Here is a 20,730-nt window from a genome sequence, read left to right as displayed (position 1 = left end):
TTGACGACGTGTCGGCAAATCGCCAGTCGCCGGTCGGCCGGTCCAACAGTCGGCCGACCGGCGAACTCCCAGGTCAGGCGCTCGCGGTGTAGTCGTAGAAGCCACGGCCGGACTTGCGGCCGAGCAGGCCGGCGTCGACCATCCGGGACAGCAGCGGGGGAGCGGCGTACAGCGGCTCCTTGTACTCGTCGTACATCGACTCGGCGATCGAGACGATGGTGTCCAGGCCGATCAGGTCGCACAGGCGCAGCGGGCCCATCGGGTGGGCGCAGCCGGCCTCCATGCCCTTGTCGATGTCGGAGGCGGTGGCCACCCCGGACTCGAACATCCGGACCGCCGACAGCAGGTACGGGACCAGCAGTGCGTTGACCACGAAACCGGCCCGGTCGCGGGCCCGGATCGGCTCCTTGCCGAGCGCCTGTACGGCGAAGGACTCGACCCGCGAGGTGGTCTCGGCGGAGGTGGTGAGGGTCGGGATGACCTCGACCAGCTTCTGCACCGGGGCCGGGTTGAAGAAGTGCAGGCCGATCACCTGCTCCGGACGGGAGGTCGCGGCGGCGAGCTTGACGATCGGGATCGAGGAGGTGTTGGAGGCCAGGATGGCGTCCTGGCGCTCGATGACCCGGTCCAGGGTCTGGAAGATCTGGATCTTGATGTCCTCGCGCTCGGCGACCGCCTCGACCACCAGGTCGCGGTCGGCGAAGTCGGTGAGGTCGATGGTGAAGGAGAGCCGGGCGAGTGCCTCGTCGCGCTGCTCCTCGGTCAGCTTGCCACGCCGGACGGCGGTCTCCAGGGAGTTGGTCAGCCGGGTGCGGCCCAGTTCCAGGGCTTCGCCGTTGGCCTCGGAGACCAGGACGTCCAGGCCCGAGCGGGCGAAGACCTCAGCGATGCCCGACCCCATGAGGCCGCAGCCGATCACTCCGACGCGCGCGATGTCACTCACTCACTTGCCCTTCAAGGTGACGCTGGGGGTGACCCAGCGAGGTGCTGTGTCTCAGCCGGCGACACACCCGGCCTGGTGGGCCGACCGCATCGCCGTGACGACGGTACTACCTGTGCTAACGCCCGTTCGCATCCGGTCGGTGCCGACGGACGCTGCCCGGTCCTGAGGGCTGCTGCGCCGATCGGGTGAGTTGCGTCACGTTCACCGGCGCGCTGCCGCCGGGCCGAGCCGCCCGGCCGTCGTCCGGCCGCCAGAATCCAGGGGTCGGACCAGCCGGGGCGAGAGCGGGGAGCAGGGATGTCGACGGGATCGCTCACAGGACAGGTCGGCCTGATCACCGGGGCGGGGCGCGGGATCGGCCAGGAGGTCGCGATCGGCCTGGCCGCCGAGGGGATGGCGGTGGGCCTGATCGGCCGCACCCACGAGACCCTGATCGACACGCTCAAGGAGTGCGTGCGCCACGGCGCGCGCGGCATCGCGGTGACCGCCGACGTGTGCCACCTGGGCGCCGTCCGCGAAGCCGTCCGGACGGTGCAGCGGGACCTCGGACCGGTCGACTTCCTGGTCAACAACGCCGGCCAGGTGGACCAGGCCGAGGTCCCGCTGTGGGAGGCGGACGGCAACCAGTGGTGGCAGGTGGTGGAGACCAACCTGCGCGGCCCGTTCAACCTGATGCGGTGCGTGCTCCCCGACATGGTCGAGCGCCGCCAAGGCCGGGTGCTCAACCTCAACTCCGGGTTCGCGCTGCGCCCGGACGGCCGCTACACCGCGTACGCCACCTCCAAGGGCGCCCTGCTCCAGCTCTCCGACAACATCGCCGACTCGCTCGCCGCCCACCAGGTCGTGATCCTCGACATCAGCCCCGGCGCGGTGGCCACCGACATGACCGCCGGGATGCCGATGTTCGCCGACACGACCGAGTGGGGCAGCATCCCGTACGTGGTCGCCATCGCGGTGGACGTCGCCCGGGGGCGCTTCGACCCGCTGCACGGCCGGTTCATCCACGCGGGGCGGGACAACCTGGAGGAACTGCTCTCCAGGGCCGAGGCGATCCGGGAGGCGGACGCCCGCACGCTGCGGCTGCGCCCGTACGGGCCGGGGGATCCGATGGCCTGAGGACGGGCTGGGCGGCGAGGAGGCGGCGCGGGCAGCTGAGCGCGCCGGACGCGGTGGACCCGGGTCGGGGGCAGCCGTGCGTGAGACCTGCCGCGGACGGGTGTGGCCTCCCGCACGGCTGCCCGCGTCGGGGAAGGTCAGCAGAGCGCGGCGAATTCCTCCGGGGTGAGGCTGCCGGCCGGACGGCCGGTACGGGCGAACTCCCCGGCGAGGCGCTGCAGGGCCTCGTTGACCGGGGTCGGCACGCCGTGCAGGCGGCCGAGGAGCACCACCTCGCCGTTCAGGTAGTCCGTCTCGATGCTGCCGGTGCCCCGGACCAGGCTCTGGGCAGAGGAGCCGCCGATCCGCTCCTCGCCCTCCAACGGCTGCAGTTCGACCCGGTCGCCGCGGTCCGCCGCCTGCTCCTCGGCGGTCGCGTAGGGGATGCCGGCGGCGTGCAGCACCGCCTCGTACTCCTGCTGCGCCCGCCGCAGCACCGCCAGGAGCGGCTCCTGGCGGATCGGACCGGCGACCGCCTCCAGCGCGTTGGCGACGTTGCCGAGGAGCTTGCCGTACTTCCAGCGCATCACCTCATCGCTGACCGGCGCGGCGAAGAGCGACTTCTCCAGGTCGGCCGAGACCTGCCGGGCCGTGTCGTCGCTGCCCGACGGGTAGCGGCCGAGGCGCAGGATCCCGCTGAGCGGGGCGCCGGAGGCGGAGACCCGGCCCGGCTCCAGGTGGGAGGTGGGCATCCATAGGCACATCCCGTACACACGGCGGAAGTGGCGCAGGGCGAGGCGTTCGTTCTCCACGCCGTTCTGGGCACAGACGATGGGGAGCACCTCACCCGCCGTGCGGGGGCCGCCCGCGGTGCCGGTGACCGGGCGGGGCGCCCACTCGGCCAGGACTCCCTCGGTGTGCTGGGACTTCACCGCCAGGACCAGGACGTCACCGGACCTCAGCTCGATCTCGGCCGGGCCCGGGACCGTGGGGATGGGCAGCGCCCGTACGCCCTCCGGGGTGGAGAACCGCAGCCCGCCCGTGCGCAGTGCGGCGCCGTGCGCGCCCCGCGCGACCAGCACCACCTCGAACCCGCCCTCGTACAGTCGTCCGCCGATCGTGCCGCCGATGGCCCCGGCGCCGATGATGATGTAGCGCATGGCCAGCAGCCAAGCACAGATGCCCAGTTGGGGACAGGAGCTACGCGCGGAGAGGTTTGCTGTTACGCGCACAGCTGACTTGCGGTGACGGCGGTCAGACCGGCTTCGGCGAGGCCGTCGAGGATCCCCGGCATGGCCTCCACGGTGCCCCGGTGGCCCATGTGCAGGGCGATCACCGAGCCGCCGATGGCGGCCTTGAGCACCCGGCGCCGCACCACCTCGGCACCCGGGTCGGTGTAGTCGCGCGGGTCCACGTCGAAGGAGAGGCAGTGCTCGTACCCCACCAGCCTGGCCTGTTCGCGGACCATCGGGGTGGCGTACTGGGCGGCGGATGGCCGGAACCAGCGACCGATCGAGCCGGTGAGCCGCAGCAGCCGGTCGGCGCACTCCTGTACTTCGGCCAGGGCCTGGGCGACCGGCATCCGGGAGATGTCCCGGTGGTTCTGGGTGTGGTTGCCGAGCTCGTGGCCGCCGTCCAGGATCCGGCGGGCCATCTGCGGCTGCTGGTCCAGCCAACTGCCGACGACCAGGACGGTGAGCCGGGCGCCGTGCTGCTCGGCGGCGGTGAGCAGTGCCAGTGCGAGGGCCGGGTCGCCCTGGCCGTGGAAGGTGAGCGCGACCTGGCGCCGGTCGCGCGGGCCGTTGACCACCTCGAGCGGGGTGTTGGGCGCGAGCGGCGGCAGCTGCGGCGGGCTGGGGCTGGTGGCGGCCGGAAGGGAGGGGCTGCTCGCGGGGGTGGCCGGTGCGGTACTCGCGGCGGGCGACGGCTTCACACTCGGCTCGGCCCGCGCCGCCGGGTCACCGCCGTCGCCACACGCGGCGGTGACCCCGGTGGCGGCGGTCAGAGCGGCCAGCCGGGCCGTGGAACGCAGCACAGTGCGGCGGTCGACAGTCATCGCGGGCCAGCCTAAGCACAGCCGAATGGCTCTGCGACTGTGACGCGCTGGGGCTGCGGGTGGATTCCCGGTGGGTGAGGTTGACCAAGACACCCTCGGCGAATGGGAGTTGGACGGATCGGTCGGCACCGCATGTCGCGCTGTGGGACGTGCGGGCCGCCGGAGCCGCGGCCGGTGGCCCGCCAGGCGGACCGTGCGGGCGAGGAGCCGGCCGTGACACCTGCGGGGCGGGGCCGCCCGGACGTCCCGCTGCGTGCCCGCGCCCGCGCCCGCGCCCGCGTCAGGACTCCGCGGCGACCACGGCCCGGGCCAGGGCGTCCGGGTTGTCGAGCATGATGTTGTGTCCGCTGTCAGGCACCGCGACGACCGAGACCCCGGCCTCGGCGAGCTCGGCGGAGCCGGGCAGCCGCCCGTCGTCGGCCGGGTACAGGAAGGTGCGCGGGATCCTCAGACCGAGCAGCTGACGGCGCATCATCGGCTCACTGCCCCGGCACAGCTGCACCGAGCTGCGGTGCAGCGCCTCGCGCCCGGCCAGCCGCATTGTCGACCACCAGTGCGGGCCGACCACCCGCTCCGTCTCCGCCCAGCCGGAAGCCAGGAACTCCTCCTCGGAGTACCAGGCGATCCGTCCGCTGCCCATCCACTGCGGGCCCGGCGCGACGGCGTCCAGGTTGGCGTCCAGCAGGACCAGACTGCGCACCAGGTGCGGGTGGCGCGTGGCCAGCACGATCGCCACCGAACCGCCCATGCTGTGCGCGACCAGCTGGGCCCGCTCGACCCCGGCCGCCTCGATCGCCGCCGCCAGGGCATCGGCGTGCGCCTCGAGCGAGTAGTCGAAGTCGGTCGGCCGGTCGCTGATCCCGAAGCCGAGCAGGTCGACCAGCAGCGAGCGGCGCCCGGCCAGCAGCGGGTGCAGCGCGGCCCCGGTGAAGTAGGGGAGCGAGCTGGCACCCAGCCCGTGGACGTACACCCGGGCCGGCTCGGCACCGGGCAGCTCGACCCAGCGGATCAGGTCTCCGCCGGGGGTGACGGGGGCACTACGCATGCTCGGCCGTCCTCTCCTTCCAGATCTGGTGGACCGCGAGGACCTGCTGCCAGAGCGCCTCGCGCTCGGCGGGGCCCAGCTCGGTCAGGGGCATACCGAAGCGGTCGGCCAGTGTGGCGTACCACTCGCCGGGGTCGGTTATCTCGTGGCGGTGCCGGCCGGCGGCGTCGACCCGGACCAGCATGCAGCCGCGCAGCGCGTCCGTGCCCTCGGCGTCCCGGCGGATGGCGCAGGCCGCCCGGGCGAACGGGGACTCGGGTGAGGTCGAGAGCCACCGGTGCCTGGCCTCGAAGTCGGCCTGCCGGGCGGGCTCGGCGAGGAAGTCCATCCCGAGCAGCGAGCCCTGCGGGTCGTGTTCGAAGCGCCAGTCGCCGACCTCGGCCTTCGAGGCCGTCAGCCGGTAGGTGAACGGGCCCTGCCGGTACTCGCCCTCGCGCAGCGGCAGCGGCTCGTACAGTCCGTCGCCGAGGCCGACGTCGACCATCCAGCGCTCGCCCTCGCAGTCCACCGTCAGCACCAGGTGGTCCCCGGTGGCCCCGGCCTCGGCCTCGGGGGAGCGGTCCTGCACGCCGCCGACATGCCACCGCGTCCGGAAGCCGAGCGCCGCCAGCAACGTGCCGAAGGCGCCGTTCAGGTGGAAGCAGTACCCGCCCCGGCCGCGGAGGATCCGGGCTATGGAATCCGCCGGGTCGATCGTGGTCGGGCGGCCCAACTGGATGTCCAGCGTTTCGTACGGCACCCGCTCCACATGGGCGCGGTGCAGTGCGAAGAGCGCCCCGACCGACGGCTCGGCGGGCTCGGGCAGGCCGAGATGGCCCAGGTACTCGTCGATCACCGCACGGTTCAGCATGCGGCCACCCTAGACCCGGCCACTGACAGCGCATTGACCGGCGGTCAGTTCGCCGCCGCCGACGCGGTATCGGCACCGGACCCGACAGTGGCGGGCAGGACGCCGGGCCGGTGGCGTACCGGCGGCCTGGGACGGCCGATCCGGTTCAGGGAGCGGGCGGCCCCGCCAGCAGGGCCGGTCCGGCGGGGCGGTGGTCGCCCTCGCGGAGGGGGCCGCCGGCGCGTTCCAGGACGGCGGCCACCGCGTCCGAGAACGGCGCGCGCGGCCCGCCGGTCAGCGCTGTCCGGCAACCCGTCAGCAGCGCCTCGGCGAGGACCGGGTCGGCCGCCCGGAGCCAGCGCGTTGGTGATCATGTTGGATCGTCCGCCTGCCCGCAGCCGGTCCCCACCGCCCGCGCCGGAGCTCAGCGGCAGAGCACGTCCTGTTCCGGCCGGCGGCCGTCGGCCAGGAAGCCGGTCACCACCGCGTCGCCGCAGGCGTTCCCGTTCGCCAGGTAGGCGTCGTGGCCGCCCGAGTCCACGGCCACCATCCGGGCCCGGGCGCCGAAGGCCTCCCGTAGCTTGCGGGCGCCGCTGTACGGGGTCTGGGGATCGCGCAGGTTCTGCACCAGGAGGACGTTCGACGGGCCGACGGGAGTCACCCGGGTCGGTGCCTCGGCGGGCCGGTAGGGCCAGAACGCGCACGGCATCACGTTGACCGGCATTCCGGCCGTGAGCGGGTGCGCGGCCCGGTCGGCGGCGACCGCGCCCCGGTAGTCGGCCGCCGGGCCGGGCCAGGCGACGTCGTTGCAGAGCGTCCCGACGGAGACCGCGATGGTGTTCTGCTGCGCCTCGTCCGGCGGGGTACTGGGCACGGGCAGCGCGGTGCCGTGCAGGGCGGCCAGCACCAGGGTCGCCAGCCGGGGGAACGCGGCATCCGAGTGGAGGCTCTCCAGCATCGTCTCCCGCAGCACGTTGCCGGTCAGCTGTTCCGGGTTGGCGTTCGGCCAGGGGATCGGCTCGCGGTCGAGGCGGTCCGCGAGGTCGAGGAAGACCTGCCGGACCTGCTCGGGGGTGTCCGCGATGCGGTACCGGCTGCCGGGTGCGGAGGCGAAACGCGCGAAGTCGGGGAAGCGGTCCTCCGCACCGACCGCGTAGTTGGCCAGCCAGCCGCGCTCGACCCGGCTCGGGTCGGGGTCGTCGTTGCTGTCCAGCACCACCCGGTCGGTGTGCTGCGGGAACATCGTCGTGTACACCGCGCCCGCGTAGGTCCCGTACGAGGTGCCCCAGGCGGACAGCTTCCGCTCGCCGAGGGCCTGCCGGATCCGGTCGATGTCGCGGGCCTCGTTGCGGGTGGTGATGCTGCGCAGCACGGGTCCGCCGTTGGCGGCGCAAGTGGTGGCGATCCGGCGGGCGGTGTCCAGGTTGCGGGCGACGCCGCCGTCCGGGTCGGCCCAGGGGCGGAGGTTGACCATCGCCAGGTCACCGTGCGCCAGTCGGCAGCTGACCGGGGTCGAGCGGCCCACCCCGCGCGGGTCGAAGCCGACGATGTCGTAGGCGTCCCTGACCGCCTGCGGCAACCGCTTCACGGCGCTCGACGGACTGTTGAGGCCCGAACCGCCGGGACCGCCCGGGACGATCAGCAGGACGCCCCGGCGCAGTTCGGGATGCTCGCTCGGAATCCGGGAGACCGCGACGGTGAGCTGCTCGCCCTGCGGGTGGTCGTAGTCCAGCGGTACCTGGACGGTGGCGCAGCGCTGGCGCGGGTCCAGGCCGTCGTCCTGGCAGTTGCCCCAGGAGAGGTGGTGGCCCCCGGCCTGCGCGGCGGGTGCGGTGAGCGACAGGAGGGCTGCGGCGGCCAGCGCGGCCGCCGTGCGGTTGATGATCGGCATACCGTGGAGTCTGCTGCGCCGGGCCGCCCCGCCCCATCCGGCCAGCAGGCCGGTGCGGAGTGGGGATATCCCTACTGCGCGACGAGCGACGCGTCCTGATTGTCAGTCAGATCAGCGTGGTGCATTGGATCGGTGTGGCGCGTCGGCTCCGCGTGGCGCTGCGGGAGGGACAACCCGAGGCAGACGCCGAGGCCGACCAGGACGGCCCCGGACAGCTCGCCCGCGTGCAGCGCCCCGGTGCCGAGCAACGCACCCGACAGGGCCGCCGTCACCGGGATCAACCCCGCGAACAGGCCGGCCCGTTCGGCCCCGAGCCGGGACAGGGCGGCGTACCAGAGCAGGAACGCGACGCAGGTCAGCAGCACCGCGAGGTACAGCAGCGCGGCCAACTCCGCCTCCGTGGGGCGGCGCAGCAGCGCGGTGCCGTCCACCAGCAGGCCGGCTAGCGCGAACATCGGCACGGCGAGCACGGTGGCGTACGCCGAGACCCGGACGGGCCCGAGGCGCGGCAGCAGCGGCACGGCGAGCAGCGAGAACGCCGCCTCGCAGCCGAGCGTCCCCAGCGCGTACAGGAACCCGACCGGGCCGCCGGTGCTGAACCCCTGGGTGATCGCGGCGCCGACGACCACCACTCCCGCCGCCGCGACCAGCCGCAGGCGCGGACGCCGCCGTTCGAGCATCGGCGCGAGCACGGCCAGTACCAGCGGTGCGCAGCCGACCACGCTGCCCACCGTCGCCGGGTCGGAGTGCCGAAGCGCCTGCACCATCAGCACGTTGAACCCGAACAGACCGGTCCCCGCCAGTGCCGTGAGCCGCCACAGCTCGCCGGTGCTCAGCCGCGGCCCCCGGTGGCCGGGGAGGGAGCCGGAACGGGACCGCGCGGCGATGGGCAGCAGGATCACGGCGGCCAGCAGATAGCGCACGGCCTGGCCGCCGAAGAGCGGATAGCGGGAAAAGGCGGCGGTGACCCCGGTCGAGCAGCCGAGCACGGCCATGGCGGTCGCGGCGCGCAGGGCGCCGCCGGGGGCGGGAGAGGCGGTCATGCCTGTCAGGCTAGGAGCGGAGGTGGTCCGGCGGCCAGGTCCGCCCAAGGGCCTGATCGCAGGACCAGTTCTGCCGGAGCCTCGGAAGCGTGGCCGAGCTGGAGAGGACGACTACGACGCCGAGTTCCGCTACGACCGCGAGCCGGTCGGCTGCCTGCAGGGGCTGGCCCCGGACCGGGTCGTACACCTCGGCTCGCCGAGCAAGTCCCTGGCCCCCGGACTGCGGCTCGGCTGGGCGGTCGTCCCGGCCGGGCTCGCGGCGGACTTCCGCACGGCCAAGCGGTACGCCGACCTGGGAACCGGAGTGTTCGACCAGCTCGCCTTCGCAGGCCTGCTCGCCACCGGGGCCTACGACCGCCACCTGCGCGCACTGCGGCCCCGCTACCGCAGCCGCCGCGACGCGCTGGCGGGCGCACTGCACCGGGTGCTCCCCGGGGCGCGGGTGCGCGGCGTCGCAGCCGGCCTCCACCTCTACCTGGACCTGCCGGACGACGTCGCGGAGGACGCGGTGGTCGCGGGCGCGGCCGCGCGCGGAGTACGGGTCGAGCCGGTCACCGGGATGCGTCTGCGACCGGGCGGGCCCGCACTGGCCCTCTTCTACGCAGGCCTCAGCGAGGGGCGGCTGACCGCCGCCGCCGAACTCCTGGCCGAGGCCGTCACCGCGCGGTAGCAGCCGTGGGGCTCGGGGAACCACGCGGTAGTGCCGGGCCCGTCCACCGCGATGACCTGCCGCGATTGCCGGGCGCGCGGGGGACTCGGATAGCCTGAGGGCACGATGAACTGCTTCACGACGCCATGGGGTGAGTTCGAGCTCACCCGCTTCCCCGAGGACCCCCGCGAGCGGCTGCGAGCCTGGGATGCCGCCGACGAGTACCTGTTGCGGCACCTCAAGGGGATCGATGGCGAACCCGTCGAGCTGGCGGGCACGGTCGTCGCGGTCGGCGACCGCTGGGGCGCGCTGGTCACCGCGCTCGCCGCGCACCGGCCGGTGCAGATCACCGACTCCTACCTCGGCCAGCGGGCGACCTCGGCCAACCTCGCCCGCAACGGGATCGAGGCGGATGCCGTACGCCTGCTGTCGACCAGGGACACCCCGCCGGACCGGATCGACGTGCTGCTGGTCCGCGTCCCCAAGAGCCTCGCTCTCCTGGAGGACCAGCTGCACCGCCTCGCCCCGGGCATCCACCCGGGCACGATCGTGGTGGGCACCGGCATGGTGACCGAGATCCACACCTCCACCCTCAAACTGTTCGAGCGGATCATCGGTCCGACCCGCACCTCGCTCGCGGTGAAGAAGGCGCGCCTCATCTTCTGCACGCCGGACCCCGCTCTCGCCCCCTCCGCCAGCCCCTGGCCGACCAGTTACGCACTGCCCGGCGACCTCGGCGCGGCCTCCGGGCTGACCGTCACCAACCACGCGGGCATCTTCTGCGCCGAGCGCCTCGACATCGGAACCAGGTTCTTCCTGCGCAACCTGCCGCGGCGCCACGGCCGGGAGCACGTCGTGGACCTCGGCTGCGGCAACGGCGTGGTCGGTACGGCGGCCGCGCTGGCCAACCCGCAGGCCGAACTCACCTTCATCGACGAGTCGTTCCAGGCCGTGGCCTCGGCCGAGGCCACCTTCGGGGCCAATGTCCACGGTGACACCAAGGCCGAGTTCCTGGCCGGCGACGCCCTCTCGGCGGTTCCGGCGGGCACGGTCGACCTGGTGCTGAACAACCCGCCCTTCCACTCCCACCAGGCGACCACGGACGCCACCGCCTGGCGGATGTTCACCGGTTCGCACCGGGCGCTCCGCCCCGGCGGCGAACTCTGGGTCATCGGCAACCGCCACCTCGGGTACCACGTCAAGCTCCGCCGGCTGTTCGGCAACTGCCGGACCGTCACCAGCGATCCGAAGTTCGTCATCCTGCGCGCGGTCAGGAACTGACCGCGGCCAGTCGCCGTCCGGGAGTCGGCCCGGACCGGTGGAACACCGGTCCAGGCCGGCCCGTTCCGGTCAGGGCACGCGGGTGAACACCAGCGAGGCGTTGTGGCCGCCGAAGCCGAAGGAGTTCGTCAGCGCGGCCGTCAGCTCGCCTTGCCGGGGCTCGCCGGTGACCACGTCCAGCTTCACCCGCGGGTCGAGGGAGTCGAGGTTCAGCGTCGCGGGGATGACGCCGTCGCGGAGCGAGAGGATCGCGGAGAGCGCCCCCATGGCTCCGGCCGCGCCGAAGAGGTGACCGGTCATCGACTTGGTGGCGGTCACGGCCGGGTGGGTGCCGATGGCCTCGGTGATCGACTCGGCCTCGGTGAGGTCGCCCTTGGGGGTGGAGGTGGCGTGGGCGTGGATGTGGTCGACCGCCAGCGGGGACAGGCCCGCCGAGGCCAGCGCCAGCCGCATGGCGCGGATCTGGCCCTCGGGATGCGCGGCGGTGATGTGGTGGGCGTCCGAGGTCACGCCGGCACCGGCGAGCGCCGCGTGGGCACGGGCGCTACGCGCGGCGGCGAAGGAGGCGCGCTCCAGGACGACCACCACGGCACCCTCGCCGATGACGAAGCCGTCGCGGTCGACGTCGAACGGACGGGACGCCTGCTGCGGCGCGTCGTTCCGGGTCGAATGGGCCTTGGCCTGGGCGAAGCCGGCCAGCGGCAGCGGGCAGATGCAGGCTTCGGTACCACCCGCCACCACCACGTCCGCCCGTCCGAGCCGGATCAGGTCCAGGCCCAGCGCGATCGCCTCCGCGCCCGACGCGCAGGCGCTGACCGGGGTGTGCGCGCCGCCGCGGGCGCCGAGCTCGATGCTGACCCAGGCCGCGGGCCCGTTCGCCATCAACATCGGGACGGTGTGCGGGGACACCCGCCGCACCCCGGAGGACTCCAGGACGTCGTCCTGGCCGAGCATGGTCAGCGCGCCCCCGGTGCCGGTACCGATCACCACGGCCAGCCGCTCAGGATCGACCCCGGGCGAACCGGCGTCCGCCCAGGCCTCGCGGGCGGCGATCAGCGCGATCTGCTCGCAGCGGTCCATCCGACGGGCCTGCACCCGGTCCAGCACCTCGCCCGGCTCGACCTTGAGCCGCCCGGCGATCCGCACCGGCAGGTCCGCCGCCCACTCCTCCTCGATCGCGCTGATCCCCGAGTGCCCGGCCAGCAGCGCGGACCAGGTCGAGGCGACGTCCCCGCCGAGCGGCGTGGTGGCCCCGAGGCCGGTGACCACCACGTCGAGGTTGTTGATATCGGTACTCACTGGTGAACCCCCTTTGTATAAGAGATACAACTCCCCGGGCGGATGGCTTTGCGGGGAGTCCGACTCGAATGCCACTCTGTCAGGGGGTTGACGGGCGATCAGGTGCAGGGATCCACGGAGTCTGGCACTCAGGATTTGTAGGGTTTGGTTGTTTGCCACCGTCCTTGGCTAGCTGCTGGCTGCCTCTGCGGTGCCGGTGCCCGCCGCGCCGTTGCGGGACTCAGGCCGGTGCGGCCTCGTCACGCAGCACGCTGTAGCGCACGACGTCCCGCCACCGCCCGTCCCGGAAGGCGTAGCCGCGCAGCACGCCCTCGCGGGTGAAGCCGGCCTTCTCCAGTGCTCGTTGCTCGGCGATGTTCTCCGTCTCGGTGCCCGCCTCGATCCTGACCGCCAGGGTGTGTGCGAACAGGTGGTGGACCAGCAACTGCTGTGCCCGGGTGCCGATTCCGCGTCCCCGGGCCTGCGGCAGCAGCTGGGCCCCGATGTTCCAGCAGTACGAGCTCCGCGTGGTCGCCACCTTCTGCCAGGCCACGAAGCCGTGCGCGGCGGTGCCGCTCGCCGTCATCAGCAGCCCGCCGTCGTCCCCCAGCAGCCCGTTCTCCCTCCACTGGCGCCGCCAGCGCCCGGGATCCGTCCAGCCGTGCCACTGGAACGGCCCGGTCGCCTCCGGGGCCAGCAGGAACTGTTCGAGTATCGGCAGGTCATCCTCGCGCACCGGACGCAGGATCACGCGGTCATCGCTCATTTGAGTCACCGTAGTTGTCAACTCTCCTGCTGGTAACTGATTTTGGCGACTCGTGCGGTCACTCGCCCGGTGTCCGCATCGATCCATCGAAGCCAGTAGACAGTGTCTACCGAAGCCTGGTAGACACTGTCTATGTCCATCGAACGTGAGAACTCCCTCCGGGAACGGCTGGTCGACGTCGGTGTCGAGCTGGTGCTGACCGAAGGCGTCGCCTCCCTCGGCCTGCGCGAGATCGCCCGTCGGGCGGGGGTGTCGCACGGCGCCCCGCGCCGCTACTTCCCCACCCATCACGCCCTGCTCTCCGCCATCGCCCACCGCGGATTCGCGGACCTCGGGGCCCGGTTCGCCGCGGCCGTCGCCGGCGCGGTCTCGCCGCGCGACCAACTGCGGGCACTCGGGCGGGCGTACGTCGGCTACGCGCTGGAGCACCGCGGCATGTTCGAGCTGATGTTCCGGCACGACCTGCTCGACAGCGAGCGGCAGGGACAAGAGCAGCAGGGGGCGGAGCGCGCGACGGAGCAGCCGCGCCTGCGGGAGTCGACGCTCCCGCTGTTCGAACGGATCGTGGACCTCGTCGCCCGGCAACGGCGCTACGGGCCGGGAGGGCAGCCGCCGGCCGTGACGGCCGCCGCCCTCTGGGCCAACCTGCACGGCATCGCCCAGCTGTGGAGCTGGGGAAGCCTGGGGCTCGCCCTCGGCGCCGCCTCGCCGGAGCAGCAGCTCGACCGGCTCGTCGATGCGGCCCTGGACGCCCACCTCGGCCCGGCGGACGCGGCCTCGTGACGACTCCCGCACACCGCCGCCTCGCCCTCGTGGTCAGCGTGGCCGGCGCGATGATCGTCGCGCTGGACGGCACGGTGCTGACCGTGGCCCAGCCCAGCCTCGGCCGCGACCTCGGCGCGAGCACCGCCCAGGTCCAGTGGACCAGTACCGCCTACCTGCTCGCGGTGGCCGCGCTGCTGGTCGTCGCCGGACGCCTCGGCGACCGGTACGGCCACCGCAGGATGCTGTTCACCGGACTGCTCGGCTTCGCCGGCGCCTCGGCCGGTATCGCGCTCGCGCCCGGCGTCGGCTGGGTGATCGCCCTGCGGGCCGTCCAGGGCGTGTTCGGCGCGCTGCTGCAGCCCGCGACGCTCGCGCTGCTGCGGCTCACCCACCCGGCGGACCGGCTCGGCACGCCCGTCGCCATCCGCACCAGCGCGATCGGCGTGGCCGCGGGGGCCGGTCCGGTCCTCGGGGGCGTCCTCGTCGCACACCTGGGCTGGCGGGCCGTGTTCATGGTCAACGTCCCGGCCGCGCTGGTGATCGCGGCACTCGCCCTCGCCGTCCGGGTGCCCGCCCCGCCGCGTACCGGAGCCGGCCGGCTCGACCTTTCGGGCGCGGCGCTGCTGGCCGGTGCGCTCGCGGTCCTGGTGCACACCCTGGCCGGGGTGCCGGCGAACGGATGGAGCTCCGCACCGACGCTGCTCGGCCTCGCCGCGGCCGCCGGCGCCGCGGCGGCACTCATCGTCCACGAACGCCGCACCGCGGACCCGATCGTGCCCTCGGCCGTGGCCCGGTCCGTACCGGTGGTGGCGTCGATGGCGCTCCTGCTGGTCACCTCCGGGGGCATGTCCGGCGCACTGTTCACGGCCACCTTCCTGCTCCAGGACGTCCTCGGGCTCGATCCGCTCGCCGCCGGCCTGCGGGTGCTGCCGCTGACGGTGCTGATGGTCCTGGGCGCACCCGTGGCCGGCGCCGCGCTGCGCCGGCACGGCCCGCGCCGCACCGCGCTCACGGGCACGCTCCTCGTCGCCCTCGGCATCGCGGGCCTCTCCCGGCTCGGCCAGGGCTCCTGGGCGGAGCTCGGTGCGGCCTTCGCCGCACTGGGCGCAGGGTTCGCCACCGTGATGGTCACCGCCACCGGGACCATCGTCGGTGACGCGCCGCCCGGGTACGCCGGGGTCATCGGCGGTCTCAAGCAGACCGCCGTGAACGTCGGCCCGACCCTCGGCGTGGCCGTCGCCGCCGGTACGGCGCTGCCGACCGGTCCGGGGACGGGGGCCGGCCTGCTGGTACCGGCCTGCCTCGCGGCGACCGGTCTGCTGCCGGCCGCGCTGCTGCCGCGAGTCAGGACCGCCGCACCCGTCGAGTCCGGGACGGCCGCTCCGGCTGCCTGACGGTCGCGGCTTCGACTGCGAGTCGGACGCCCGCCTACTGGGTGTCGCCTCGGCCCCCGATCTCCCGCAGGTCCGGGAACGGCTTGCCCGGCTGCGGGACGACCCGATGGAGGAGTCCGAGGTCAGGTCCGCCGCGGCGGTGCGGCCCGCGTCGGCCGCCGGTCCCCGTCGGCTCGGCGGCGACGCCCTCGGACGGTGAACGGCCGGCCGGCGCCTGGAAGGACAGCGCCCGCGCTACGACCGGCGGCGAGGCTTGCCGTGCTTGGCGCCCTTGGACGAGCCGGACCCGCGCTGCGCGCTCCGGCCGACCGACTTGCCGGCCGCCGGCTTCCGGGGCGCACCGCGTCCGTCGGGGCGCTTCGCCTTCGGCTGCGCCGCGGCCTTCGGCTGTGAGGCGGTCTTCTGCAGTGCGGCGGCGGAGAGTCCTCGCGAGCTGTTGACGGTCCGCCCGCGGACGATCCCGATGAACTCCTCCACCAGGTCGGTGGTCTGCTCCTCGGGCCACGACAGCGCGACCCGGGACTGGGGAGCGTCGGTGACCGGCCGGTAGGTGAGGTCCCGGCGGTGGTGCAGGCGGGCGAGCGACTGCGGGACGAAGAGCACTCCCACTCCGGCCGCCACCAGCTCGATCGCGTCCGCCGTCGTGGCGGGGCGCTCGATCGCGGGCTGCCCAGGAGGGGTCTCCCAGCCGAGGGTGTCGTCCAGGGGGTGGAAGACGACGTCGTCGGCCAGGTCCCCGCAGGTCACCTCGTCGACCGCCGCCACGATGTGGTCCTTCGGGACCACGACCACCGTGGTCTCGGTGTAGAGCGGGATCGCGCTGAGTTCCGTCCGGTCGACAGGCAACCGTACGAGACCCGCGTCGACGTCGCCGCGGCGCAGCGCGTCCGGTGCCTCGCCGGCGGTCACCTGGACGAGTTCCAGCGGGATGCCGGGCAGCCGCTCCTGCCAGATCCGCACCCACTTGGTGGGTGTCACGCCCGGGACATACGCGAGCCTGAACGAACGGGGTACTTCCGAGCCTGTCACCTGGCCAGGTTACCGGGCGTGGTCAGAGTCGGCGCACACGCTCGATATCCTTGACGCCATGAAGTCGCAGCAGAACTCCCAGACCATGAAGCCCGCGACCGCGGCGAAGAAGCTGGGCGTGTACCTCGAGGCCACTCCCGCCGAGTTCCGGGAGGGCGTCGTCTCGCGCGACGAACTCAACGCGCTCCAGGCCGACCCGCCCCGGTGGCTGCAGGACCTGCGCCGCAACGGCCCGCACCCCCGGCCGGTGGTCGCGGCGAAGCTGGGCGTCTCCATCTCGGGCCTCGCGCGCGGCGGAGTGACCGAGCCGCTCACCACGGAGCAGATCGACGCGCTCAAGCAGGAGTGCCCCGACTGGCTGCGCAAGGAGCGCGCCACCCAGGCCGAGGTGCGCAAGGAAGCGGAGCGCGTCAAGGAGAAGAACCAGGAGAAGCAGGCGGCGAAGGGGGAGTAGTTCCGCCACCCGCACGCCTGACCTCCCCGCCCGATCCGCGTCGGCGGCGAGCTCAGCCGAATCGACCCGAACGCCCGGTCACAGCTGCTGTGACCGGGCGTTCTGCGCTGGCCGGCGCGGTCGGACGGAGGGCCACCGTCCGGCCCGGCTACGCAACCGCCTCGAGCGACAGTCGGCCGGCGGTTGAGGGGCCTGCCCGGCCGCACCGGATCCGGTGGACCCCGGGATCACAGGTCTCAGGTCGCGTCGGGGCGCGAGCGCCCCTCATCGGTCGCCTTCCGCCGCTCGTGTCCCGCGCCGGCGCTCTCATCGTCTCGGCCGAACAGCCCGTCCAGGTACCGGTCGACGGCGGTGAGCACCTCCCGGGGCCCGACCACGTCGAGTTCGAGGAGCGTGGTGAAGCCGGTGAGGGCGAGGAGCAGATTGGTCTCGGCCACCGGGTCGCGGTCGGGGCTGATGTAGCCGTCGGCGATCGCCTGGCGGACCAACTGCTCGACGAGGACGCGTCCTTGGAGCATTCCGCCGCGCACCTTGGCGTGGAAGTTCTCGTTGTGCAGCGCCTCCAGGACGAAGGCGGCGCTCATCCGGCTGGTCGCGCGGGCATCGGTGTGCAGCGGGAGCATCTCCGTGATCATCACGCGGAGCACGTCGCGGGGGTGCGGCCGGTCGCCGAGCTCTTCCAGACCACGGCCGACGCGCAGCGCGGCCTGCTCGGACGCGAAGTCCATGGCGAAGGAGAGCAGCGCCTCGCGTGAGGTGAAGTAGTGCTGCAGCTGCCCCAGGGAGATTCCCGCCTCCTGAGCGACTTCGCGCATGCTCAGATGCGCCACGCCGCGCTGCTCCACCACCCGCCACAGCGCCCGGGCGATCGTTTCGCGGCGTTCGCGGTGGTCCACCTGTTTCGGCATCGTCGGATTCTCCGTGCTTCTCTTTCCAATACGGTTGACATAATACACATGACCTATAAACCTGGAGGCCCACGGAGGAGGAGAGTGACATGACTGGACAGCCAGTGGTGCGTACCGCGGAGGGCGTGCTGGAGGGGCGCTGGCGGCAGGGGCACGCGGTGTTCCGCGGCATCCCCTACGCGCAGCCGCCGGTGGGGGCGCTCCGCTTCGCCGCACCGGCCACGGTCCGGCGCTGGGACGGGACGCGAGGGGCGGTGGAGTTCGGGCCCGTGGTGCCGCAGTCCGGCCCGGTGGCCCGGGGGAGTTTTGCGGCGGACGCGGACTGGCTGACGCTCAACGTCTGCACCCCGGATCCGGGCGCGGCGGGGCTGCCGGTGCTGGTGTGGATCCCCGGGGGCGGTTACATGGCGGCGGACTCGAGCGACCCGATGTACGACCCGGCGGCGTTGGCCGGGGCGGGGCTCGTCGTGGTGAGCATCAACTACCGGGTGGGCGCCGAGGGTTTCGCGCTCCTCGAAGGTGCGCCGGCCAACCGCGGGTTCCTCGACCAGATCGCGGCACTGCACTGGGTGCGACGGAACATCGCCGCCTTCGGCGGCGACCCCGGCCAGGTCACCGTGGCCGGCCAGTCCGCCGGGGCGGGGTCGATCGCCGCCATGCTGGCGATGAAGCCGGTGCGCGGCCTGTTCCGGCGGGCCGTCACCCACTCGGTGCCGGGCCTCCACTCCACCCGCGCACTGGCCAAGCAGGTCGCAGCCGTGCTCGCGGACCGGTTCGGTACGCGGCCGACCGCCGAAGGCCTCTCCGGCGTCGACCCCTGGCGGCTGGCCGAGGAGGTCACCTCGCTCAGCGCCGGCCTGAACGGCTACCGCGAGCGGTGGGGGCGGCTCTCGCACGCGGGTGTCGCCCTGTGCCCCGTCGTCGACGGCGAGGTCCTCCCCGAAACGCCCTGGCCGGCACTGAACGGGGGCCGCGCGGCCGGAACGGAACTCCTGGTCGGCCACACCCGCGACGAGTTCCGGCTGTTCAGTGTCATGATGGGACGGCTGGGCCGGTTCACCGAAGAGGACGCCCGGACCGCCCTGGACCTCTTCGCCCCGGAGCCGGACGGAGCGGCCGCCTACCGTACCTCCCACCCGCAGGCCACCCCGGAGGAACTGGTGGAGTCGGTGTACTCCGATGCCGTCTTCCGGATGCCGTCACTGCACCTGGCACAGGCGAACGCCGCGGCCGGAGGCACCTCGTACCTGTTCGAGTTGCGACTGGCCTCTCCGGGCCTCGGCGGGATCCTGGGAGCCTGCCACAGCCTTGACGTCCCGCTGGCGTTCGGCACACTGGACAGCCCCACCGGTAAAAGCCTCCTCGGCGACCCGTCCGGCCCCGCGGCCGTCGCGGTGTCCCGGGAACTCCAGCGGGCGTGGGTCCGGTTCGCCACCACCGGTGACCCCGGATGGCCCGCCTACTGCCCCGACCGGCAGCTCACCCGCGTCCTGGATGCCGAGTCGCAGACCGTGCGCTACCCCGGACAGGCCTCCAGCCAGATCTGGGAGGGGCGCACCCCGGCTCCCTTCGACCTCGGCTAGCGCGGTCCGCTGTGACTTGGACCGACCGGCAGTAGGGCACGCGACGCCGCGGGGCCTACTGCCGGTCGGTCTTGGCGCTCCAGTTGGCGAGTTGGGTGTTGTGGTCGGCGAGCGAGCTGATCTCGCCTCCGACCCGCAAGCTCTCGCCGCCCGATCGACCGCGGCTGATCCTTCGCGGCGTTTCTACCGCGACACAAGGAAGTGGACCTCGCGGGGCCTGACCTCCAGGTCGCTCAGGCCGTCGGGCGTCGCGCCCATCTCGCGGGCGAGGTCGGCCGTCGCCCGGAAGGCATCCTCGGACTCGAACGCGCCGGTGGTGACGACGGCGTCACCGTCCGCGGTGACCCAGACCCCGACGGACAGGAAGCCCGGCTGCTGCCGCATCGCCTCGGCGACCTGGTGGCACTCGGCGACGAAGTCTTCGACGTGCTCGGGGGCCGGGTAGTGGAAGGCAACGAAACCGAATGACATGACGGTGTCCTCTCTCTGGTTATACGATGCCGTACAACGCGAGGCTAGACCTGTTGTGCGACTCCGTACAACAGGTCTGACAGAGTGAGGTGGGCCACAGATGGGCGCGTTGCGCACACCGCGGGAGAAGTGGGTCGAGGAGGGACTGCGGGCGCTGGCCGCAGGCGGTGTGGAGGCCGTGAGGGTCGAGGCGCTCGCCAAGGCGCTGGGGGTGACCAAGGGCGGCTTCTACGGGTACTTCGCCGACCGCGACGCACTGATGGCCGAGATGCTGGACACCTGGGAGCGCGAGAGTGTCGACGATGTGATCGACCAGGTCGAGCGGGAGGGCGGCGACGCGCGGGACAAGGTCCGCCTGGCCGGGCAGCTCACCTTCTCCAGCGACCGCCTGCTGCCCATCGACCTGGCCATCCGCGACTGGGCTCGCCGCGACCCCACCGTCGCCGAACGCCTGCGCCGCGTGGACAACCAGCGCATTCAGTTGGCGCGCGACGCAATCGGCACCTTCTGCGACAACCCCGACGAGGTCGAGGCTCGCGCCATGCTCGCCTTCTGTGCGGCCATTGGCAGCCACTTCCTCGCCGCCGACCACCCCGGCACCACCCGCGCCGCGGTCATCGCCCGCGCCGCCGACATCATCCTCGACCTCCCGCATGGCAACCCCGGCGGATGACCGCCTCCCCGGGAGGTGCGCCGCCGATCCTCGCTGTCCGGCCCGGTCGAGGGCTTGGACTCCGAGAAGGATCCGGGTCCGGTACTCCATCGCGTACCCGTCGCCCAGTCACTACGCCGGCGTCCTCGAAGAACTGGCCCGTCGGGCCGTCGTCGGGCAGGGTCGCGAGTTTGATGGCGATGGCCGCGCCCTGTTCGGGGGTGCGCACGCCCCGGAAGCCGTTGAGGTCGGTCGCGACGTAGCCGGGGCAGCCGGCGTTGATCAGGATGTTCGTGCCGCTCAGCTCCCGGGCGTACTGGAGGGTGACGGCATTCAGGAGCGTCTTCGACGGCGAGTACGCCACGGCCACTGGACCTGTGGTCAGCTCACCAGCCGTCCCTGACTGCCGGGTGAGGGAGCCGACACTGCTGGACATGTTCACGATCCGCGGTGAGGCGGAGCGGCGCAGCAGCGGCATCATCGCGTTGGTGACGCGGATGACGCCGATGACGTTGGTCTCCACGACCGTGCGGATGGTGGCGGGGTCGACGCGGGTGGGCTCCTGGGGCGTGCCGCCTGTGATGGCGGCGTTGTTGAC

General features: G+C 73.0%; 21 protein-coding genes. 8 read left to right on the top strand and 13 right to left on the bottom strand.

From position 1 onward, the window contains the following. Positions 1-73: 73 nt before the first annotated feature. On the bottom strand, positions 74-943 hold the full coding sequence (locus ACWDAK_RS21825; RefSeq protein WP_344635445.1) for a 3-hydroxybutyryl-CoA dehydrogenase: 870 nt from the start codon (positions 941-943) through the stop codon (positions 74-76). Positions 944-1,240: 297 nt separating this feature from the next. On the opposite strand from ACWDAK_RS21825, the gene ACWDAK_RS21820 reads away from it, so the two are divergent. Next, positions 1,241-2,059 carry an SDR family NAD(P)-dependent oxidoreductase gene (locus tag ACWDAK_RS21820; protein ID WP_427394472.1) on the top strand — a complete coding sequence of 273 codons (819 nt, stop codon included), beginning with the start codon at positions 1,241-1,243 and terminating at the stop codon, positions 2,057-2,059. A gap of 137 nt (positions 2,060-2,196) precedes the next feature. On the opposite strand, the gene ACWDAK_RS21815 is transcribed toward ACWDAK_RS21820, so the two are convergent. From ACWDAK_RS21815 to ACWDAK_RS21790, 6 genes are all read right to left on the bottom strand, one after another. After that, a complete protein-coding gene (locus ACWDAK_RS21815) occupies positions 2,197-3,198 on the bottom strand; it encodes a ketopantoate reductase family protein (protein WP_344635443.1) in 1,002 nt (333 codons plus the stop codon). 62 nt (positions 3,199-3,260) lie between these two features. Continuing rightward, entirely contained in the window at positions 3,261-4,094 is an 834-nt protein-coding gene (locus ACWDAK_RS21810) for a polysaccharide deacetylase family protein (RefSeq protein ID WP_427394473.1), read from the bottom strand. A 280-nt stretch (positions 4,095-4,374) separates the two neighbouring features. Further along, the gene (locus tag ACWDAK_RS21805) at positions 4,375-5,139 is read right to left on the bottom strand and encodes an alpha/beta fold hydrolase (protein WP_344635441.1); all 765 of its coding nucleotides are present in this window, start codon (positions 5,137-5,139) and stop codon (positions 4,375-4,377) included. Continuing rightward, positions 5,132-5,989 (bottom strand): arylamine N-acetyltransferase family protein, encoded by an 858-nt coding sequence (locus ACWDAK_RS21800; protein ID WP_344635440.1) that lies wholly within the window; start codon positions 5,987-5,989, stop codon positions 5,132-5,134. The genes ACWDAK_RS21805 and ACWDAK_RS21800 overlap by 8 nt, the downstream gene beginning before the upstream one ends. A 403-nt stretch (positions 5,990-6,392) precedes the next feature. Continuing rightward, the gene (locus tag ACWDAK_RS21795; protein ID WP_344635439.1) at positions 6,393-7,859 is read right to left on the bottom strand and encodes an alpha/beta hydrolase; all 1,467 of its coding nucleotides are present in this window, start codon (positions 7,857-7,859) and stop codon (positions 6,393-6,395) included. Between the two features lie 71 nt (positions 7,860-7,930). Beyond that, positions 7,931-8,902: a DMT family transporter gene (locus ACWDAK_RS21790; protein WP_344635438.1), complete on the bottom strand. Its 972-nt coding sequence runs from the start codon at positions 8,900-8,902 to the stop codon at positions 7,931-7,933. Between ACWDAK_RS21790 and ACWDAK_RS21785 the strand changes: the two genes are divergently transcribed. Both ACWDAK_RS21785 and ACWDAK_RS21780 read left to right on the top strand, forming a co-directional pair. Continuing rightward, the gene (locus ACWDAK_RS21785; RefSeq protein ID WP_344635437.1) at positions 8,901-9,572 is read left to right on the top strand and encodes an aminotransferase class I/II-fold pyridoxal phosphate-dependent enzyme; all 672 of its coding nucleotides are present in this window, start codon (positions 8,901-8,903) and stop codon (positions 9,570-9,572) included. The two genes, ACWDAK_RS21790 and ACWDAK_RS21785, sit on opposite strands and share 2 nt — an antisense overlap. A gap of 105 nt (positions 9,573-9,677) precedes the next feature. Beyond that, entirely contained in the window at positions 9,678-10,832 is a 1,155-nt protein-coding gene (locus ACWDAK_RS21780; protein WP_344635436.1) for a methyltransferase, read from the top strand. A gap of 69 nt (positions 10,833-10,901) precedes the next feature. On the opposite strand, the gene ACWDAK_RS21775 is transcribed toward ACWDAK_RS21780, so the two are convergent. Both ACWDAK_RS21775 and ACWDAK_RS21770 read right to left on the bottom strand, forming a co-directional pair. Further along, a complete protein-coding gene (locus ACWDAK_RS21775; protein WP_344635435.1) occupies positions 10,902-12,131 on the bottom strand; it encodes a beta-ketoacyl-[acyl-carrier-protein] synthase family protein in 1,230 nt (409 codons plus the stop codon). A 220-nt stretch (positions 12,132-12,351) separates the two neighbouring features. Next, a complete protein-coding gene (locus tag ACWDAK_RS21770) occupies positions 12,352-12,876 on the bottom strand; it encodes a GNAT family N-acetyltransferase (RefSeq protein WP_344635434.1) in 525 nt (174 codons plus the stop codon). 138 nt (positions 12,877-13,014) lie between these two features. Here ACWDAK_RS21770 and ACWDAK_RS21765 point away from each other — a divergent pair, with 138 nt between their 5' ends. Then, a complete protein-coding gene (locus ACWDAK_RS21765) occupies positions 13,015-13,659 on the top strand; it encodes a TetR/AcrR family transcriptional regulator (RefSeq protein WP_425557560.1) in 645 nt (214 codons plus the stop codon). Further along, positions 13,656-15,035: an MFS transporter gene (locus ACWDAK_RS21760; RefSeq protein WP_427394474.1), complete on the top strand. Its 1,380-nt coding sequence runs from the start codon at positions 13,656-13,658 to the stop codon at positions 15,033-15,035. The genes ACWDAK_RS21765 and ACWDAK_RS21760 overlap by 4 nt, the downstream gene beginning before the upstream one ends. A gap of 234 nt (positions 15,036-15,269) precedes the next feature. Here ACWDAK_RS21760 and ACWDAK_RS21755 read toward each other — a convergent pair whose 3' ends face one another. Further along, on the bottom strand, positions 15,270-16,064 hold the full coding sequence (locus tag ACWDAK_RS21755; protein WP_427394475.1) for a LysR family substrate-binding domain-containing protein: 795 nt from the start codon (positions 16,062-16,064) through the stop codon (positions 15,270-15,272). A gap of 58 nt (positions 16,065-16,122) precedes the next feature. On the opposite strand from ACWDAK_RS21755, the gene ACWDAK_RS21750 reads away from it, so the two are divergent. Continuing rightward, complete coding sequence (locus ACWDAK_RS21750) at positions 16,123-16,518, top strand: DUF5997 family protein (protein WP_427394476.1); 396 nt, start codon at positions 16,123-16,125, stop codon at positions 16,516-16,518. A gap of 236 nt (positions 16,519-16,754) precedes the next feature. On the opposite strand, the gene ACWDAK_RS21745 is transcribed toward ACWDAK_RS21750, so the two are convergent. After that, the gene (locus ACWDAK_RS21745) at positions 16,755-17,426 is read right to left on the bottom strand and encodes a TetR/AcrR family transcriptional regulator (protein WP_427394477.1); all 672 of its coding nucleotides are present in this window, start codon (positions 17,424-17,426) and stop codon (positions 16,755-16,757) included. A gap of 89 nt (positions 17,427-17,515) precedes the next feature. On the opposite strand from ACWDAK_RS21745, the gene ACWDAK_RS21740 reads away from it, so the two are divergent. Further along, positions 17,516-19,009 carry a carboxylesterase/lipase family protein gene (locus ACWDAK_RS21740; RefSeq protein WP_427394478.1) on the top strand — a complete coding sequence of 498 codons (1,494 nt, stop codon included), beginning with the start codon at positions 17,516-17,518 and terminating at the stop codon, positions 19,007-19,009. 183 nt (positions 19,010-19,192) lie between these two features. On the opposite strand, the gene ACWDAK_RS21735 is transcribed toward ACWDAK_RS21740, so the two are convergent. Further along, the gene (locus ACWDAK_RS21735; protein WP_344635428.1) at positions 19,193-19,480 is read right to left on the bottom strand and encodes an antibiotic biosynthesis monooxygenase family protein; all 288 of its coding nucleotides are present in this window, start codon (positions 19,478-19,480) and stop codon (positions 19,193-19,195) included. 100 nt (positions 19,481-19,580) lie between these two features. Between ACWDAK_RS21735 and ACWDAK_RS21730 the strand changes: the two genes are divergently transcribed. Further along, positions 19,581-20,153, top strand: a complete 573-nt coding sequence (locus ACWDAK_RS21730) for a TetR/AcrR family transcriptional regulator (protein WP_427394479.1) — start codon at positions 19,581-19,583, stop codon at positions 20,151-20,153. On the opposite strand, the gene ACWDAK_RS21725 is transcribed toward ACWDAK_RS21730, so the two are convergent. Then, positions 20,116-20,730, bottom strand: a 615-nt coding sequence (locus tag ACWDAK_RS21725; RefSeq protein WP_427394480.1) for an SDR family NAD(P)-dependent oxidoreductase, incomplete at its 5' end; no start/stop codon positions are given. The two genes, ACWDAK_RS21730 and ACWDAK_RS21725, sit on opposite strands and share 38 nt — an antisense overlap.

Source organism: Kitasatospora sp. NPDC001175, assembly GCF_053598215.1.
The sequence above is the reverse complement of the archived record's forward strand: the minus strand, read 5'-3'. Positions and strand labels throughout refer to the sequence as shown.